Genomic DNA, 14,859 nt, shown 5'->3' on the forward strand with positions numbered 1-14,859 from the left:
GGACTCGGATTTTGTTGACGTGGAAACCCAGGGAGGAACTAGAGAAAATAAATCAGATTTACTAATCTCACCGCATTAACTAGGCTCCTAAAGACGCTAAAAGGCCTATTGCGTAAGGTTGGAGTTGTTTAGCTTTGTCAGGGATTTTTTCTGCAGTAGATAGGATCTTTTCAACTTTCTCCAACCAGCTGATCACACTATCTACGTTTGAATAGTCATCTGGTGGTTCAGGTACGTTGTTTTTATCAAATGATCCTTCTAAAGCCGACTCAAGATCATTGGAGAACTTCTCGATATTTTGCCTCATATCTTGCGTAACTTGTACCTTCATCTCCTGATTTGATTTCTGGATATTTGTGATTTCTAGCCCAGAGGTATCTTCAATCACCTTCTCAAGTTCCTTTCTTTTTTCCTCTTCTATTTTTCTACGTTCCTTCTCTTCTTTATATGATTCGGACACATTCCTTAGCTGCTTGTCGTTATCGACCTTCTCTCGCAGTAGTTCATTCACTTGATTCATTAATTCTCTTCCCTCAGACTCTAATAATTCATTATCACCTTCTTCAATAGTAGATTCTAATTTCGATATAATCGGTGTCTCATATACAATATCTTTTAGAAACTCTTTGTTCTCCCCCTCAAGCTCTGAACGGGATGCCAAAATATCGAGATAGCCATCTAGATCTATCCCTTGATCAAAGGTTGATGCAGTACTAATTATTGCTTCGGCAACATCCTCCTTTTCATTTTCAGTGAATTTTGCTGGGGAAAAGGCAACAAGATAATCTAACCAACCTTGGGGATGAATAACAACACCATTTTCCCAAGTTTCTTTCTTTCCAAAATCATTTATTGATAAAAGAGATGAGTTATTAGAGACAACAAATGGTCCTACCAGTAAGTCATCTGAGATTGAAGAACGAACGGCGGTAGCTGAGGCGATGAGTTTGGTATCGTGGGCGATTTGTTCTGCTGATTTTTCACCATCAGATTCCAATTCATCTACTTTCCGAACCCAGTTCTTTATCAGTGTATAATCCGTCTCATTAATTTGCGTATTATCATTCCACTGAGTAATATTCCAATTTTCATCTAATGTCTTTCTCCATCTGTTTATCTCTGTGAAATATCTCTCCGTCCTATGTATATTTCCCCTATTAGTGAAATCTACTACGAATTGATTATCGGCTTCTTTTCCCGTTTTTGAAGGCGTATTGAGGAATTTATCGGCCTTCTCAATCACGTATTCAAGTTCTTCTGATGTGGGTGGTAGGAAATAGAGATCATATCCTAACTCCTGTGACCGATCACATATGCTTGAAACAAGGGGATGAATAGGGTCTGTCTTGCAAAGCAAACCTATCAAGATATTTGTGTCAAGAAAAAGAATTTTATTAGCATCAGGCGCATTGCTGAAATCTATATATCGTTCTCTAGATAAGAGATCGAAATTAACTATTCCAGTGTAAATCGTACCCGTGAATCTGAGTAATGTAGAAGACCTGTTTTCTACGTACTCCTCTAACTTCTCTTTGAAAATATCCTCTTCCAAAAATGACCTTCTCTCTACGACATCTGATAAAACTGAGGGAAAGTCATTATTTAATAGCGTATTCCCATCTGAATGATCTAAATCACCAGAATTTTCCAAAGCGGTATGGAAGAATGTAAGGAAGAAATCCTCAAGCGCATTTTTGTGATTGTCTATTTTATAATCGATTTGTCTATCATAATTGCTATTTTCTAGTAAGTCTTTATATTCAAACCATACTGGTTCAAACTCGGTTGCAAAATTCTTTTTAGTAGGTGGATTAGTTGCTCGATAGGTGTCTCCAGAGACATGCTTAACAACTTCGTCATCTTCTAAAGACTGTAATGCGGACTCAATAGCTGCTTCTTTTACTTCCAATCCGGTCTCCCGCTCCATGGCTTTCTGAACATCGTGAATCTCAAACTGACCTGATACATAGTTATGGGCTATTAGATGTTCAGTTAATTTTCTCTTAATTTCATTCCGACGCTCAATTAGTCTCCCGTCCATTAGGGTGACTGCATTTAGAAGACTCCTCTTATCCATTTTAGAATGAATTTAAGATCGTTGTTATATATATATATATATATATATATTTTGTACTATCTATTCGCTTGAGGTACTATAGAAATCCGATCGTATTACCACTATAACTATCATATATCTGATATGGGGGTTGCTCATCCTCGGAAGCCCCGATACTGACGAACAACCACCGTTTCGTCTGCTTCAACTGGAGATCTGCGTGCGGCGGCAGGGGTAGGGCGCTGTAATTTTTTGGCACTGTCGCCTTGGCGACATCCGCCAAGGGGGCGTTCGCGCTGCGCGCGAACCGACCCCGCCGGCGTTGCGGTGCGATCGCGGTGCCGACCCCGCGTTCAGAGTAAGTGAGTCGGGATCGCACAGCACGGTGTCGAAACGCGGGCAACGGTTTCTCGAGCAGATCGATTTCGCGTTCACAGAGCGCCCTGCCGGATTCGAACCACGGTCGCAGCAAGCTGCTCCCTGCTTCGAATCCGTCAGCGGTCCATTCCACACTGCTCGCTGTCGCTCGCAGGTTCCATGGGCCCTGCCGGATTCGAACCAACGACCACTCGGTTATGAGCCGAGCGCTCTTACCAGACTGAGCTAAGGGCCCTCCACTCGGCACAAACCGTGCACGCTAATTAACGTTTGCTGTCCGGTTCGCTCGCTGCATCTCGAGCCGTGAGCCGCTGGCTACTCCTGATACTCCGTCAGCGTCGGCTCGTCCGTCCCGGCGCGGTGGCGCGTCGCCAGCCCCGCGAGGTGGGGCGCTTCGGGGACGATCAACTCCTCACAGGCGGTTTCGCAGGCGCTTTTGCTGCCGGGCAGACAGAACACCGGCGTATCGACGGCGATCCCCGCCGTTGCACGAGACGCCATCGCGCGGGTGCCGACTTCCTCCCACGACAGCGACCGGAACAACTCGCCAAAGCCCGGCAGCTCGCGCTCGAATAGCGAGGCGGTCGCCTCGGGGGAGACGTCGTCGACAGTGACGCCCGTGCCGCCGGTGGTACAGACCACGTCGATATCCTGGCGGGCGACCAGTCCCCGGACGGCGGTCCGGATCGCGGCGTAGTCGTCCCGAACGAGGTGTCGCTCGCGGACCTCGTGGCCTTCGGCTTCGAAACAGTCCTGGATGGTGTCGCCGCCCGGATCGTCGGGATCGGAGTCGTTCGCTCGCGAACTCGAGACGGTTACGATGCCCACGTAGAGCGGGTCGATGATGTCGTGGCCGTGGTGGTCGGTTCCCCGTCGATCGTCGCTATCGCTGGTCATGGACCTATGTCACTGCCGAACAACGTTAATCCTGCCCCAACGCAGCCTATGGTCAGTTGCCGATCGCCAACAGAGACCGTCGACTGGTCGAGCGGGAAATCGTGAGAAGCGCCGACGCCAGGACTCGAACAGATGCGAGACGGTCGGCCTCACTTCGTTCGGCTGCGTGCAACTTGCGCGTTCGAGTCTGGCTCGTTCCGCCGGTTTTCTCGCCGGGTCCGCTCGGAGCGACCGCTCCTCGCGAGTGGGTGCTCAGAAAACAGCGCCGAAGCCAGGACTCGAACCTGGGACAACCTCGTTAACAGCGAGGTGCTCTACCATCTGAGCTACTTCGGCTTACTCCCTTGTTGCCGGGTGCATTTAATAGGACTTTCGTTTTCCCGGCAGCGGGTTCGATACCCTTTCACGCACCGCTCGAGTGTATCCAGCCATGAGCGATGAGGACGCTGACGGTAACGCCGAGCGGGTCGTCGCCGCGGTACGCGACCGCGTCGATCCGGCTGCCGAGGAACGGGCACGGCTGCGCGAGGTTGCCGATCGGCTGATCGAGCGTGCCGAGACGGCGGCCACGGAGCGGTGTGCCGACGCCGACGTTTTGCAGGTCGGCTCGACGGCCAGAAACACCTGGATCAGCGGCGACCGCGATATCGATATTTTCGTCCGCTTCCCACCGGCGCTCGACCGCGACACCTTAGAAGAGTACGGTCTCGAGGTCGGCCACGCGACGGTCCCCGACGGCCACGAGGAGTACGCCGAACATCCTTACGTGAAAGGCGAAGTCGAGGGGTTCGACATCGACGTCGTCCCCTGTTTTCGTCTCGAGTCGGCGACGGAAATCCGATCGGCGGTCGACCGGACGCCCTTTCACACGCAGTATCTCGAGCAGCGACTCGACGACGATCTTGCCGGCGACGTCCGGGTCACGAAGCAGTTTCTCAAGGGGATCGGTGTCTACGGCAGCGACCTCCGAACGCAGGGCTTTAGCGGCTATCTCACCGAGCTGCTCGTCTGTGAGTACGGTGGCTTTCGGCCGTTGCTCGAGGCTGCCGCCGACTGGCACCCGCCGGTCGAACTCGACCCCGAGGAGCACGGTCGTGTGAGTTTTGACGATCCGCTGGTCGTCATCGACCCCACCGATCCCGAGCGCAACGTCGCTGCTGTCTGTGCGGCCGAGAACGTCGCGCGATTCCAACACTATGCCCGCGCGTTCCTCACGGCTCCCCGACCGGACTACTTCGATGCCGACGACCCGGAGCCACTCACCGACGCAGCGCTCCGCGAGCACCTCGAGCGGCGAGCCACCACACCCATCGCTGTCCGGTTCGACGCCCCCGATCTCGTCGAGGATCAACTCTACCCGCAACTCTACAAGTCACTCGACGGGATCACGAACGGGCTCGACGATCGCGGGTTCGACGTGTTCCGGGCGACGACGTTCGCCGACGACACCGCCGTCGTCTTTGCCGAACTCGCCGTCAGCGAACGGCCAGCCGTCGAGCGCCACGAAGGGCCGCCGATTCAGGTCCGTGACCATGCCGCCGGCTTCTACGACGCCTACGCGGACGACCCCGACGCCTACGGGCCCTTCATCGAGGACGGCCGGTACGTCACCGAGCGCCCGCGATCGTTTACCACGGCCCGCGAGTTCCTCGAAAGCGACCGGCTTTTCGATGTCGGCCTCGGGGCACACGTCGAGACGGCACTCGAGGACGACTACGAGGTCCTCGTCGACGATGAGATCGTGGCGTTGCTCGACGAGTTCGGGCAAGAGTTGGCAGCGTATTTCGACCCACAGCCCTGAGACAGACCTGATAGCGTCTCAGAGGCTGTCGACATCCACGTCGAGGTCGTGTTCGTCGAGCACGTCCTCGAGGGTGTCTATCGCCTTGTCGCTGGGGTCGTCGTCGGGTTCGATCGGTTCGCGGCCGTCGAAGGTCTCGTGGACGAGCGCGACACTGTCGGCGAGGACGTCCAGTCCGTAGCCGCCCTCGAGGATAAAGGCCAATGCAGCGTCGAGGTCGTCGGCGAGTGACCGCATGCGGTCGCTCATCAGTGCATAGGCTTCCGTCGAGAGCCGAATCCGCGAGATCGGGTCGTGTTGGTGGGCGTCAAAGCCCGCACTGATGAGGACGAGATCCGGATCGAAGGCGGTGAACGCGGCGGCGATCGGCCCGTCGATGGCGGCCAGATAGCCGTTCTCGTCGGTGCCAGCCGGCATCGGGATATTCATCGTCGTCCCCGCACCGTCGCCCTCGCCGGTTTCGTCGATGTCGCCGGAACCGGGATAGAGTCCCTGCTCGTGGATCGAGACAAAGAACACGTCGTCGCTGTCGTAGAAGATGTCGTGTGTCCCGTTGCCGTGGTGGACGTCCCAGTCGAGGATCGCCACGCGGTCGACGTCGTAGTCGTCGTGATCGAGCGCATACTGGGCGGCGACGGCGGCGTTGTTGACGAAACAAAACCCCATCGCGTCGTCGTAGATCGCGTGGTGGCCCGGCGGCCGGCCGATCGAAAACGGCGTCTCGCGACCTGTCGCTCCCTCGAGTGCCGATTCGGCGGCCCAACAGGCGAGCCCAGCGCTCCGGCGAGCCGCATCCCAGGTGGCTTCGACGGCGGTGGTATCAGGATCCCAGTTGCCGCCGCCGTTCTCACAGAACTCCCGGACCTCTTCGAGATACTCCCGATCGTGGACGGCAGCCATCGTCTCGAGGTCGCAGGGGTCGGCCTCGACGTATTCGACGCCGTGTTTGCGCTTCAGTCGTTCCCGGATCGCTCGTAGCCGGTCCGGCGACTCCGGGTGTCGCGAACCGGGATCGTGTGCGAGACAGTCCTCGCTGTAGCCGAACTGCATTTGCTCACTCGAATAACGAAAAGTACGTCTCGATGTCGTCGTTGGTGATCGTCCGCCGGTCGGCGTGGCGTGCGAGGATCGCCGCCGCCCGGGCGACGTTGTCGGCGTAATCCTCGAGGATGTCGGCCAGCGCGACGCGGGCGTCCATCGAGACGCGATAGCGGTCGTCGATCTCCAACCGAGCGATGCGATCAACCGGTGCGACCGGTAACTCGAGGTCGTCTTTGTCGATGACCGCCTCGACCCCGAAATCCTGGGCCATCAGTGTCTTGCGGCCGTCCGCCGTCGCCTCCTTGGCGGCGTCGATCGCGAGCTCGCTCCCGTGTTCCTGAATCCGCGTTGCGAGTTCCTTGGACGCGTCGGCGCTCACCCGAAGCTCGCCCGCGTTCCGCCGGATTATGGTGTCCACCGGGGCGAACGGGAGTTCGACGTTCATATCACTATAGGCGAAGCTAACGCCCTTAACGCTTTTCCTAGGTTCGTGATGGGTTGCTCGAGGCGTCAGAACACGTCGTTTGCCTCGAGACGACCATCGCGGACGATCCCTCGGGCGGTTACCTCCTCACCGAGACCGACGTCGGCATCGGTTGCGACACTCATGGTCTCCTCCCCGTCGTCGAGGACGACCGGATTGCCCGCCTGCACGACGACACCGGTAAACTCGAGTTCCTCGCCGTCCGCCGGCTCGTCCGATCCGGCGTCGCCGGGCTCGGTCTTCGTCGACCCGGTGTCGGTGCCATCTGTTGCCGGTTCCTCGTCGGTTCCATCGCCGGCAAAGGCAGACAGACCAGCGTTCTCGTCGCTCGAGTTGTCGGCATCCGTCGACCCACTCGAGCCGGCTGGCTCGGATTCTAAGACCGTAATCGTCGACTGCCAGCCGGCGGACGCCTCGAGGTCGTCTTGCCAGCCGTCCTGAATCTCGACGTCGCCGAGTGCGACCTCGTCGCCCGGCCCCACGTCGATATCGGCCTTCTCGCCCCACAGTGCCACGCGGATGTCGCCGGTCGCATCCTGGACGCGGATGTTTCGGACCTGTCCTTCGGAGCCGTCGTCGCGGTCGAACGTGCGTTTGGGGTCGGCAGAGCGGACGACGCCCGCGATATCGACCGTCTGGCCGATCTCGAGGTCTTCGATCGGCGTGCTCTCGGGGACGTACTCGACGTCTTCGTCAATTTCCTCGACGGCACCGCGGTTGCCGACGTGGAGTTCTAGCTGTCCGTCACGTTCCTTGACGTAGCCGTCGATCACCTCGACGGTCGTCCCGGCCTCGAGTGCTGTGGCACGGTCGGCCTGTTCGTCCCAGAGTGTTACGCGTACGCGCCCGGTGGAATCCCCGAGGACGAGGTTGGAGACTTTCCCTTCGGAGCCATCGTCGCGGTCAAACGTGCGCACGCTGTCGGTGTCCAAAAGCAGGCCGACGAGGGTGACGTTCGAGAGGCCAAGCGAGAGGTCCTCGATCGCGTACGTATCGGAGACCTGCACGTCGACCTCGGTGTCGTCGTCGGGTTCGACATCGTCGACGCTGACCTCGACGCCGGAAAAGCCCTCTTTGGGACGGCCCTTGATCCGGAGGACCTGTCCATCCTCGAGCTCTTCGATAGCGGCTTCGGCATGGTCATCCCAGAATGCCGCCCGAACCGAGCCGGTTTCGTCTGCGACCTCGACGTTGACGACTTGCCCGTCTTCGTCCTCGCCGTCACGCTCGAAGGTTCGTTTCTCGCCGATCGAGATCACCTTGGCGACGAACTTCGCCTCTTCCATGCCGGGCTCGATGTCGGCGATGCCACCGACCTCGCTCTCGCCGACTTCGTGAGCGACGAGCATCGCCGCCGTCTCCTCGTCCGCGAGTCCCCCCATCTGCTCGACTTTCGCCTCGACGGCCTCGCGAAACTCCTCGAGAGAAACGTCGGCCTCAAGATCCTCGTATACACCCTCGATGTCGCTCATTCTATGCTCGTGCATGGGTAGCCCGCGCATAAGCGTTATTCATTCGCTGCTTTCCTGTGTGGGAGTGTTCGACGTATACAGTACGCATACTGGCCGGATCGACCCATTCCGTCGTCACAGACCCAGCACGGAACCGCCACGACCTGTCGGGGCTCGAGCAGGGACACATACCCCACCTGGCCGCCTTTCAGTATATAAATCCCTGGCTGGATACTGTGACACGCTATCTCTCGAGACGTGTCGACAGACAGCAGGAATCGACAGCCAGCGACGGCTTCGTTTCGAAAGGGCTTTAATGTTCACCGGGTTACGTAGAGATGAGTCCTGATAGGGTAGTGGACTATCCTCTTGGCTTGCGGAGCCAGGGACCGGAGTTCAAATCTCCGTCAGGACGTTTCTGCCGACACCAAACCGCGAGCGATGCGTGGCGCGTTAGCGCCACGAAAAGCGAACGGCGAAGCCGTGAGCAGCGAGCGTTCAGTGTCGGCGAAACTCTAACGTGGAGATTTGAGCAGACAAGTTGCAGCCCGGAACGGCGCGTTGCGCTGCATGCCCGGAACATCTTGGCGTGTTCAAATCTCCGTCAGGACGCTCACTCCTTTCGAGTGCGTCACGTTGATCAGCAGTCACGCTTGCCTTCGATCCTGGCATCCAACGCTTGCTCGCGCTCGCGTTGGACTCCGGCAGGACGTCGTGACCAATGTAACACCGACAAGCCATCGCCCGGAAGCGCCGCGAGCGAGCACGATAGACGATGCGATCGGTGTGAAAACCGAGTCGGAACCGTAGTTTACCCTGCCAGTGCGAACCAGAATTGAGGAAGATCGAACAGCTGCCAGAGGATGTGAACGGCACCACCGGCGACGGCGGCGGGGATCACCGTATAGATCGTCGCGACGATCGCTGCTCGGTAGTCGATCGCCAGCAGCGGGAAGAACGCATCGCCGTCCTGACTAATCGCGTTGGCGAGAAGTGCCGAAAACGGGATCGCACCTTCGCCGTACGCTGTGGCGATCCCGACGTGCACACCACAGCCCGGTAGTGCCCCGATAAGAGCACCGCCGATGGGTGCAAGCATCCCCGCAGTCGGCAGTTGTGCAAACTGGATGTCGGCCACGGTCGCGAGTTCGAACGCGAGGAGTGCGACTGCGACCCAGAGGACGATCCGGCTCGTCGACGCGGCACTCCGCCACAGCGCGGACACGAATTGATCCAGACTGGTCCGATCGGTGGCCGGTGCCGTTCCGCGGACGTACACGTATCCGGAGAGGGCGATCCCTGTCACGCCGACGGCCGCTATGACGTCGGTTTCCCAGAGGACGAGCTGTGGCTCTGATTGCGTGAGGAGTGCGCGCATACTGACGCCCAGTCCGACGAGGGCGATTGTCCACCACGAAACCAGCACGGCCCACGACCACAGGTTTGCCGCGGTAGCGACCGAACTGGCCGGCCGACGGGCAGTGCCACAGGCCGCGTGCCCGGATCGAGTGGCCATGCCGCCGTCGGCGGCCGTCGCCGGCTGTCTGACGATCCGATCGATTCGGGCCGTCCCCGTCCCGTATTTTTCTATTAGCAGCCCGGAGAGAACCGCCGTCACGAATGCGATCCCGTACGCGATCGGGGCCACTTCGGGTGCAACAGCGAGCAAGACGAACGCCGAATCGCCGGCCGTCGCCGCCAACGTCGCGACGACGGTTCCGAACCCGACGGCACCACGACCGTACAGTGGCATCACGGCGATCGCTCCCCCACAGCCAGGAATCAACCCGAGTACCGCTCCACCAACTGGCTGGAGGGACTCCGACTCACTGAACCAGGATACGATCGTGTCATTGACGACGACCCGTCCAATTTCGACTACCAGGACCGACAGTGCAACGAGCGACCCGATGATCGCCCACGTTTCGATGGCTACCCCCGAGAACATCTCCACGATCATCTCCAACCACCAGCCTGACATCCCCCGCAACCGGGGCACCGATGTGAATACCACCACTCGAGTCTCCCTGCAGCGATCGTCCGTTGCATCCTTAGTTTTAGGTTGACCTAAAACAACTTAACCGTTATAGACGACGAAACCGTTTCGGGTTTGATACGGGCTCTCGTCTCGGCTTGTGAAATTATCGCTGGTAATCGAGCGGAAGGGGGAGCCGCGAAACCGTCACTGCCCGTTGTCGATCACGAGACCAGCATATTGCACTCGTCGGGCTCGGTTGCCTCGCAGTACTTGCTGCATGGCTGATCGAATCGGTCGCTGAGCTTGCAAACGTCCTCGTGCGAGAGCAGTCGGCCAATACGATAGGCCTGTTCGCTCTGTAACTGGACGCGTGACGTGACCTCGAAAAACCGTTGGACAGCACAGCGTCGCCAGCGGAATTCCCGGGCTACGCGCTCGCCACACGCTGTTAGCTCGGCACCGTAGTACGGTTCGTGCGTTACCAGTCCCTCCTTCTCGAAGCTGTCGAGCATTTCGGTCACGCTCGCCGCGCTGACCTCGAGGAAGTCGGCCAGTTCGCTGTTGCTAATCGGTGGGTCGTCGGCCAGCGTCAGGGTCAACAGCCCACAGAGATATCGGCCTTCACTGAGGCTGACTATCCGCTCGTCGTCACTTGTGGTTGCCATCGGCCTAGTTCGGGGTTCCAGTACTCGCCGAATCGACCGTCCCGTCCCCGCGACCGTCTGCTCGCCAGTAGACGACCGTCTGACCGGTCTTTCGTCGGCACAACTCGCGGTCAGAGACGAGTCGATTGAGTTTCCGTCGTCGCTTTCGGCGGCCGGTCGTTCTCGCTCCCCGCCCTTGTCCGTGTCCGGATGCCATCACGTTCACTACCCGTGGCGGTACCTATACCCTATTGCTAGTACCAATATTGTATTCGAAACTGCTTCGTCTCCGGAAAACCCGAAACGCGAGTCCCCTCGAGGCGCGCTCTCGAGGTTGCATCGGCACCGACATACCTGCTTGTGTCAGAGTTTGTTAAACTCGATATCGTCTTCATCGACACGGGCTTGTAACGAATCGCCGTCTTCGACGTCGAATTCCCGTTCACCGGACGGACCGCCTTCGACATCGACGCTGAGCGTGTGCGTGCCCGACGACAGCACCTCGTCGTGTTCGAACGCATTGTCGGGGTCGATGGTCGCACTTTCGGATAGCAATTCCTCGCCATCGGTGTCGACGAGCGTTATGTCGGCCGTCAACTCGCTATCGGTTCGGTTGAATACGACCACGTCCGGATTCCCGCCGAGGATACTGCTACAGCCCGCCAGAAACGTTGTTCCGGCACTCGCTGTCCCGACGAGGGTGTTCCTTCTAGTAGTAGCCATTAGTCATGGAATAATACTCTACTAATCATATTAAAATCATCGAGGAAATAGACACATAATATAATCCAAATATGAACGTAGCAGCGGATCGCTGCCGGGCGGGATCATCCTAGGCGATCACGAAGGACCAGCAAAGCGCCGCCGCCGACGAGGACGACGGCGATGACCGTTGGTGCGAGTTGTCCACCTCCCCATTCCCACCCGAGAAATCGGGTTCCGACGATCGCTATGATCACGATGACGACACCGAGTACTGTCCCCGGTGACGGCTGGCTGTTGAATTCGGAGGGCATATCCACTTCCGTAGACGATAATTCAATATAAAATTCTTTTCTAGGATGACAGGACACGTCTCCCGAGCGTGGGCTTTCCCCTCAGAGTCACGGCGTCAGACGGTCTGCTATCACTGGGTACCGGCGCACCTGCAGGACGGCTCGCGGGTGCGCCGGAACTGACTGAGAGGAGTCCGTATCAGCTACTCGCCTCGGTCTCTGTAGAAACTGGGTGAGAGGAGTAAGCCCCCTTCTGTTCATCCCGGCATTCGGCTGAGCGTCCACGCCGTCCGCGGCGATGCCGCGGGGTGTTCGGGCTACCACGGCGCGGACTTGCACCGGTGAGGGTTCGCCGTTCCATCGATCCTCGGCCGTCAGTGCGTGGTCGGTCACGTCGAGCGTGACCTGCGGAGTTCAACCGCGAGCAACATGCGACCACGTTCCCTCTGCGGGTTAGCTCCCCTTCCTCTCGGTCGGGTTCGCGCGCATCATCGGTCGGGCCGAGACGTGTCGTTTCTGTTCCAGAGCCAGCGGTCTCCCGCTCCAGACTTGCGTCCGGTCACCTGCCCGAACAGGTGGGGGGACTTTCCTCGCGGGCGTTGGGCACCCCGGAGGGTTGGCCAACGTTACGAGCGTGATCCGTCCCGAAGGGACGGCTCACGGTAGGTACGTGGAGCGACTCGAGGAGTCGGTCCACGAGAGGTAGTCGCGCCGTTGCCGGTGCGACCATCGCGGCAGCCAGGCTCTCTCTCCCAGTCATTCTAGGGGCGGTTGCCGAATAAGTCCCCCGATTGGGACTCCAAAAAGCGCCCATCGACGAATGGAAGCGCTTTAGGACGACTACTGCCATGGTTATCTGTATGTCCCAGGGACAGGGCGTCGACCTTTCCTACGAGGACGGTGCACGTGCGGTCGAACTCGCGCGCGAAGCCGTCGACTCCTACGTACGACACGGACAACGAGAACAACCGGGCAGCATGCGCGAAGCCTTCTACGAGCGAACTGGGGCGTTCGTCCGCCTCGAGTCGACTCGCGGCCGCGGCAGCCTGCGTGGCTGTGCGGGTGGCTACCGCTCTGGCGACCAGCTCGGCCACGTCATCGTCGACGCGGCGATCGAAGCCGCCAGTGGGGACTCCTGTGGTTCCGAGGTGAGTCCCTCTGAGCTGTCGAACCTGACGGTCTCGGTCTGTATCGTCAGAAACGTCGTGCTTACTGACGACCCGCTGGCCGACCTCGAGGTCGGCACCCATGGCGTCGCCGTCGACGGCGGCGAGGGTGGCTGGCTCTATCCGACGGTCCCAGTTGAAAACGGCTGGACCGCCCGCGAGTATCTCGAGCGTACCTGCCGGAAGGCAAAGCTCGCGCCGGATGCGTGGCAGGACGACAACGTCGGCGTCACACTGTTCGAAGGCCAAGTGTTCCGCGAGCGCGAGGCCGACGGTAGCATCGAGCAGGTCTGAACGGGCTCACAGTTCTTCGAGACACTCAGTACACCGATAGCAATGCGCAATGCAGTCCGTTCCCGCGTCTAGCTCGTGGAGTCACTCGATTCGGCTGCTCGATCGGGGTCCAGCCGCTCGAGTTTCGTCTCGAGCAGTGCGTTCAGCGCCGCGAACACGTAGTGGACGGTAAACCAGAGGACGAACAGGTTGACGATGAGGATCAGCGGGATCGAGAGCAGTGTCGGTCCCGGGAGGAGGAGCACCGTACAGACGCCACCGACCGCAAAGACGATGACGAGGCGGATCGCAAGCTGCGTCGCGATTCGAGAGTGTGGGGGGGTCAGCGGCGGCGACCATCGGTGATCGGTTTTCTCGCGTCCGGCAAAAAGTCAACTATCGTACCTTCGTTGGCGTCTTTTCGCGCTTGCGTCCAGTCCAGTTCAGGCAGCTACCGGTCGGGTGACGGCGTCTTGTAGTCGAATCCGACCGCCTCGGCGTCGGCCAGACACCGCTCGGTCGCCGTCTCGAGGTCGAACTCGCGGACGATCTCGCCGTCGCGGACCAATGGCTCGAGCAACGATTCACCCTCGGCCGGCCCGTCGCGGTCGGCGAGCGTGACATGGTGGCCGCCGTCGGGGGTTCGATAGACGTCTTTGACCCCGGAGAGTTTCCCGCGCTTGGAGATGGGTTCGCCGTCTTCGCCGGACTGCGTCCGGCTGCTCGAGGGATCTTCCGATCCCTCGCTGATTTCGACGATGTCCAGACTGAAGTCCACCGAGTCGGCACCGGTGATGTGACTGCCGACGCCGAAGCCGTCGGCGACGTCGTGCAGTTCCCGGATCGTTTCGGGGGTGAGTCCGCCGCTACAGAAGATGTCGACGTCATCGTAGCCCCGTGCGTCGAGGTCCCAGCGCACTTCACGGATGATGTGGCGGAAGTCGCCGCGTCGGGAGCCTGTCGTGTCGATGCGGACGCCATCTAGATCGTCGCCGAGCGTTTCGGCGGCTAGCAGACTCTCGCTTTTCTCGTCCCAGAAGGTATCGACCAGCGCGATCCGCGGCACGTCGTCGCCGACAGCCTCGTCGAACGCCGTCCAAGCCTCGTCTTGGTGGCCCTCGCCGAAACAGAACATGAGTGCGTGAGGCATCGTTCCGCCTGCCTCGCGGCCGAGGATCTCCCCTGCTGCGACGTGGGAAAAGCCATCAAGTCCGGCGAGCAACGCGGCGCGTTCGACGGTCGCCGCGATCGACGGGTGGACGTGGCGCGCACCGAACGACAACACCAGTGACTCGGGCGCTGCCAGTCTGGTCTCGAGTGCGGCCGTCGCGAAGCCACTCGGCTGGGAGAGAAAGCCGAGCAGCGAGGTTTCGAGTGCAGCGAACTCGAGGTACGGGCCTTCGATTCGGAGGACGGGGCCGCCGTCGAACAGCTGGCCGTCGGGAAGCGCGTCGATGTCGACGGCCCGGCCCTCAAAGAGCGTCGCCACGTCTTTCACGCCGGTGAAAACCTCGAACTCCCCGGTCGGGAACTGGTCGGCGGTCACTTCGGCGACGACGTGGGGGTTTTTCCCCGCGTGCTCGAGCGTGGCCCGCGTGCGCTCGAAGTAGGCATCAGTCGCGTCCCCCTCGAGAATCGCCTCCGAGGGCACGGTTCCGAACGGATTTGACATATCGCCGATTTCCCGCGGGAAGC

General features: G+C 59.2%; 14 protein-coding genes, 3 tRNA genes and 1 other RNA gene. 3 read left to right on the top strand and 15 right to left on the bottom strand.

Annotation, left to right across the window (positions count from 1 at the left end; all coding sequences use genetic code 11):
- Positions 1 to 79 precede the first annotated feature (79 nt).
- From BDK88_RS05740 to BDK88_RS05755, 4 genes are all read right to left on the bottom strand, one after another.
- A complete protein-coding gene (locus tag BDK88_RS05740; RefSeq protein WP_130499549.1) occupies positions 80 to 2,077 on the bottom strand; it encodes a hypothetical protein in 1,998 nt (665 codons plus the stop codon).
- A gap of 517 nt (positions 2,078 to 2,594) precedes the next feature.
- A tRNA-Ile gene (locus BDK88_RS05745) sits at positions 2,595 to 2,669 on the bottom strand.
- Positions 2,670 to 2,749: 80 nt separating this feature from the next.
- Positions 2,750 to 3,331 carry a MogA/MoaB family molybdenum cofactor biosynthesis protein gene (locus BDK88_RS05750; RefSeq protein ID WP_130499550.1) on the bottom strand — a complete coding sequence of 194 codons (582 nt, stop codon included), beginning with the start codon at positions 3,329 to 3,331 and terminating at the stop codon, positions 2,750 to 2,752.
- Positions 3,332 to 3,594: 263 nt separating this feature from the next.
- A tRNA-Asn gene (locus tag BDK88_RS05755) sits at positions 3,595 to 3,667 on the bottom strand.
- Positions 3,668 to 3,761: 94 nt separating this feature from the next.
- Here BDK88_RS05755 and cca point away from each other — a divergent pair.
- On the top strand, positions 3,762 to 5,132 hold the full coding sequence (gene cca, locus BDK88_RS05760) for a CCA tRNA nucleotidyltransferase (protein WP_130499551.1): 1,371 nt from the start codon (positions 3,762 to 3,764) through the stop codon (positions 5,130 to 5,132).
- An 18-nt stretch (positions 5,133 to 5,150) separates the two neighbouring features.
- On the opposite strand, the gene BDK88_RS05765 is transcribed toward cca, so the two are convergent.
- The 3 genes from BDK88_RS05765 to BDK88_RS05775 all read right to left on the bottom strand — a co-directional run bounded on the left by BDK88_RS05765 (position 5,151) and on the right by BDK88_RS05775 (position 8,129).
- The gene (locus BDK88_RS05765) at positions 5,151 to 6,182 is read right to left on the bottom strand and encodes a histone deacetylase family protein (RefSeq protein WP_130499552.1); all 1,032 of its coding nucleotides are present in this window, start codon (positions 6,180 to 6,182) and stop codon (positions 5,151 to 5,153) included.
- Between the two features lie 4 nt (positions 6,183 to 6,186).
- Entirely contained in the window at positions 6,187 to 6,618 is a 432-nt protein-coding gene (locus BDK88_RS05770) for a histone (RefSeq protein WP_130499553.1), read from the bottom strand.
- Between the two features lie 65 nt (positions 6,619 to 6,683).
- Positions 6,684 to 8,129, bottom strand: a complete 1,446-nt coding sequence (locus BDK88_RS05775) for a single-stranded DNA binding protein (RefSeq protein WP_130499554.1) — start codon at positions 8,127 to 8,129, stop codon at positions 6,684 to 6,686.
- A 321-nt stretch (positions 8,130 to 8,450) separates the two neighbouring features.
- On the opposite strand from BDK88_RS05775, the gene BDK88_RS05780 reads away from it, so the two are divergent.
- Positions 8,451 to 8,523 (top strand) — tRNA-Arg (locus BDK88_RS05780).
- 396 nt (positions 8,524 to 8,919) lie between these two features.
- On the opposite strand, the gene BDK88_RS05785 is transcribed toward BDK88_RS05780, so the two are convergent.
- From BDK88_RS05785 to rnpB, 6 genes are all read right to left on the bottom strand, one after another.
- On the bottom strand, positions 8,920 to 10,068 hold the full coding sequence (locus BDK88_RS05785) for a putative manganese transporter (protein WP_165396911.1): 1,149 nt from the start codon (positions 10,066 to 10,068) through the stop codon (positions 8,920 to 8,922).
- Positions 10,069 to 10,307: 239 nt separating this feature from the next.
- Positions 10,308 to 10,751: a metal-dependent transcriptional regulator gene (locus tag BDK88_RS05790; RefSeq protein ID WP_130499556.1), complete on the bottom strand. Its 444-nt coding sequence runs from the start codon at positions 10,749 to 10,751 to the stop codon at positions 10,308 to 10,310.
- 4 nt (positions 10,752 to 10,755) lie between these two features.
- A complete protein-coding gene (locus tag BDK88_RS05795; RefSeq protein ID WP_130499557.1) occupies positions 10,756 to 10,947 on the bottom strand; it encodes a hypothetical protein in 192 nt (63 codons plus the stop codon).
- A 146-nt stretch (positions 10,948 to 11,093) separates the two neighbouring features.
- Positions 11,094 to 11,453 (bottom strand): hypothetical protein, encoded by a 360-nt coding sequence (locus tag BDK88_RS05800; RefSeq protein WP_130499558.1) that lies wholly within the window; start codon positions 11,451 to 11,453, stop codon positions 11,094 to 11,096.
- A 104-nt stretch (positions 11,454 to 11,557) separates the two neighbouring features.
- Positions 11,558 to 11,746 (bottom strand): multidrug transporter, encoded by a 189-nt coding sequence (locus tag BDK88_RS05805; protein ID WP_130499559.1) that lies wholly within the window; start codon positions 11,744 to 11,746, stop codon positions 11,558 to 11,560.
- Positions 11,747 to 11,955: 209 nt separating this feature from the next.
- Positions 11,956 to 12,335: RNase P RNA component (rnpB, locus tag BDK88_RS05810), an RNA gene on the bottom strand.
- A 250-nt stretch (positions 12,336 to 12,585) separates the two neighbouring features.
- On the opposite strand from rnpB, the gene BDK88_RS05815 reads away from it, so the two are divergent.
- Entirely contained in the window at positions 12,586 to 13,185 is a 600-nt protein-coding gene (locus BDK88_RS05815; protein WP_130499560.1) for a TIGR00296 family protein, read from the top strand.
- Between the two features lie 68 nt (positions 13,186 to 13,253).
- On the opposite strand, the gene BDK88_RS05820 is transcribed toward BDK88_RS05815, so the two are convergent.
- Entirely contained in the window at positions 13,254 to 13,430 is a 177-nt protein-coding gene (locus BDK88_RS05820) for a hypothetical protein (protein ID WP_242611611.1), read from the bottom strand.
- A gap of 185 nt (positions 13,431 to 13,615) precedes the next feature.
- Positions 13,616 to 14,836 (bottom strand): nicotinate phosphoribosyltransferase, encoded by a 1,221-nt coding sequence (locus tag BDK88_RS05825; RefSeq protein WP_130499562.1) that lies wholly within the window; start codon positions 14,834 to 14,836, stop codon positions 13,616 to 13,618.
- Positions 14,837 to 14,859 lie beyond the last annotated feature (23 nt).

It is taken from the genome of Natrinema hispanicum (genome assembly GCF_004217335.1).
In the GTDB taxonomy this organism is placed as follows: domain Archaea; phylum Halobacteriota; class Halobacteria; order Halobacteriales; family Natrialbaceae; genus Natrinema; species Natrinema hispanicum.

Excerpts from the sequence above, each read along its gene's own strand:
- BDK88_RS05740 (WP_130499549.1), bottom strand. The coding sequence starts at position 2,077 with ATGGATAAGAGGAGTCTTCTAAATGCAGTCACCCTAATGGACGGGAGA.
- BDK88_RS05750 (WP_130499550.1), bottom strand. The coding sequence starts at position 3,331 with ATGACCAGCGATAGCGACGATCGACGGGGAACCGACCACCACGGCCAC.
- cca (WP_130499551.1), top strand. The coding sequence starts at position 3,762 with ATGAGCGATGAGGACGCTGACGGTAACGCCGAGCGGGTCGTCGCCGCG.
- BDK88_RS05765 (WP_130499552.1), bottom strand. The coding sequence starts at position 6,182 with ATGCAGTTCGGCTACAGCGAGGACTGTCTCGCACACGATCCCGGTTCG.
- BDK88_RS05770 (WP_130499553.1), bottom strand. The coding sequence starts at position 6,618 with ATGAACGTCGAACTCCCGTTCGCCCCGGTGGACACCATAATCCGGCGG.
- BDK88_RS05775 (WP_130499554.1), bottom strand. The coding sequence starts at position 8,129 with ATGAGCGACATCGAGGGTGTATACGAGGATCTTGAGGCCGACGTTTCT.
- BDK88_RS05785 (WP_165396911.1), bottom strand. The coding sequence starts at position 10,068 with ATGATCGTGGAGATGTTCTCGGGGGTAGCCATCGAAACGTGGGCGATC.
- BDK88_RS05790 (WP_130499556.1), bottom strand. The coding sequence starts at position 10,751 with ATGGCAACCACAAGTGACGACGAGCGGATAGTCAGCCTCAGTGAAGGC.
- BDK88_RS05795 (WP_130499557.1), bottom strand. The coding sequence starts at position 10,947 with ATGGCATCCGGACACGGACAAGGGCGGGGAGCGAGAACGACCGGCCGC.
- BDK88_RS05800 (WP_130499558.1), bottom strand. The coding sequence starts at position 11,453 with ATGGCTACTACTAGAAGGAACACCCTCGTCGGGACAGCGAGTGCCGGA.
- BDK88_RS05805 (WP_130499559.1), bottom strand. The coding sequence starts at position 11,746 with ATGCCCTCCGAATTCAACAGCCAGCCGTCACCGGGGACAGTACTCGGT.
- BDK88_RS05815 (WP_130499560.1), top strand. The coding sequence starts at position 12,586 with ATGTCCCAGGGACAGGGCGTCGACCTTTCCTACGAGGACGGTGCACGT.
- BDK88_RS05825 (WP_130499562.1), bottom strand. The coding sequence starts at position 14,836 with ATGTCAAATCCGTTCGGAACCGTGCCCTCGGAGGCGATTCTCGAGGGG.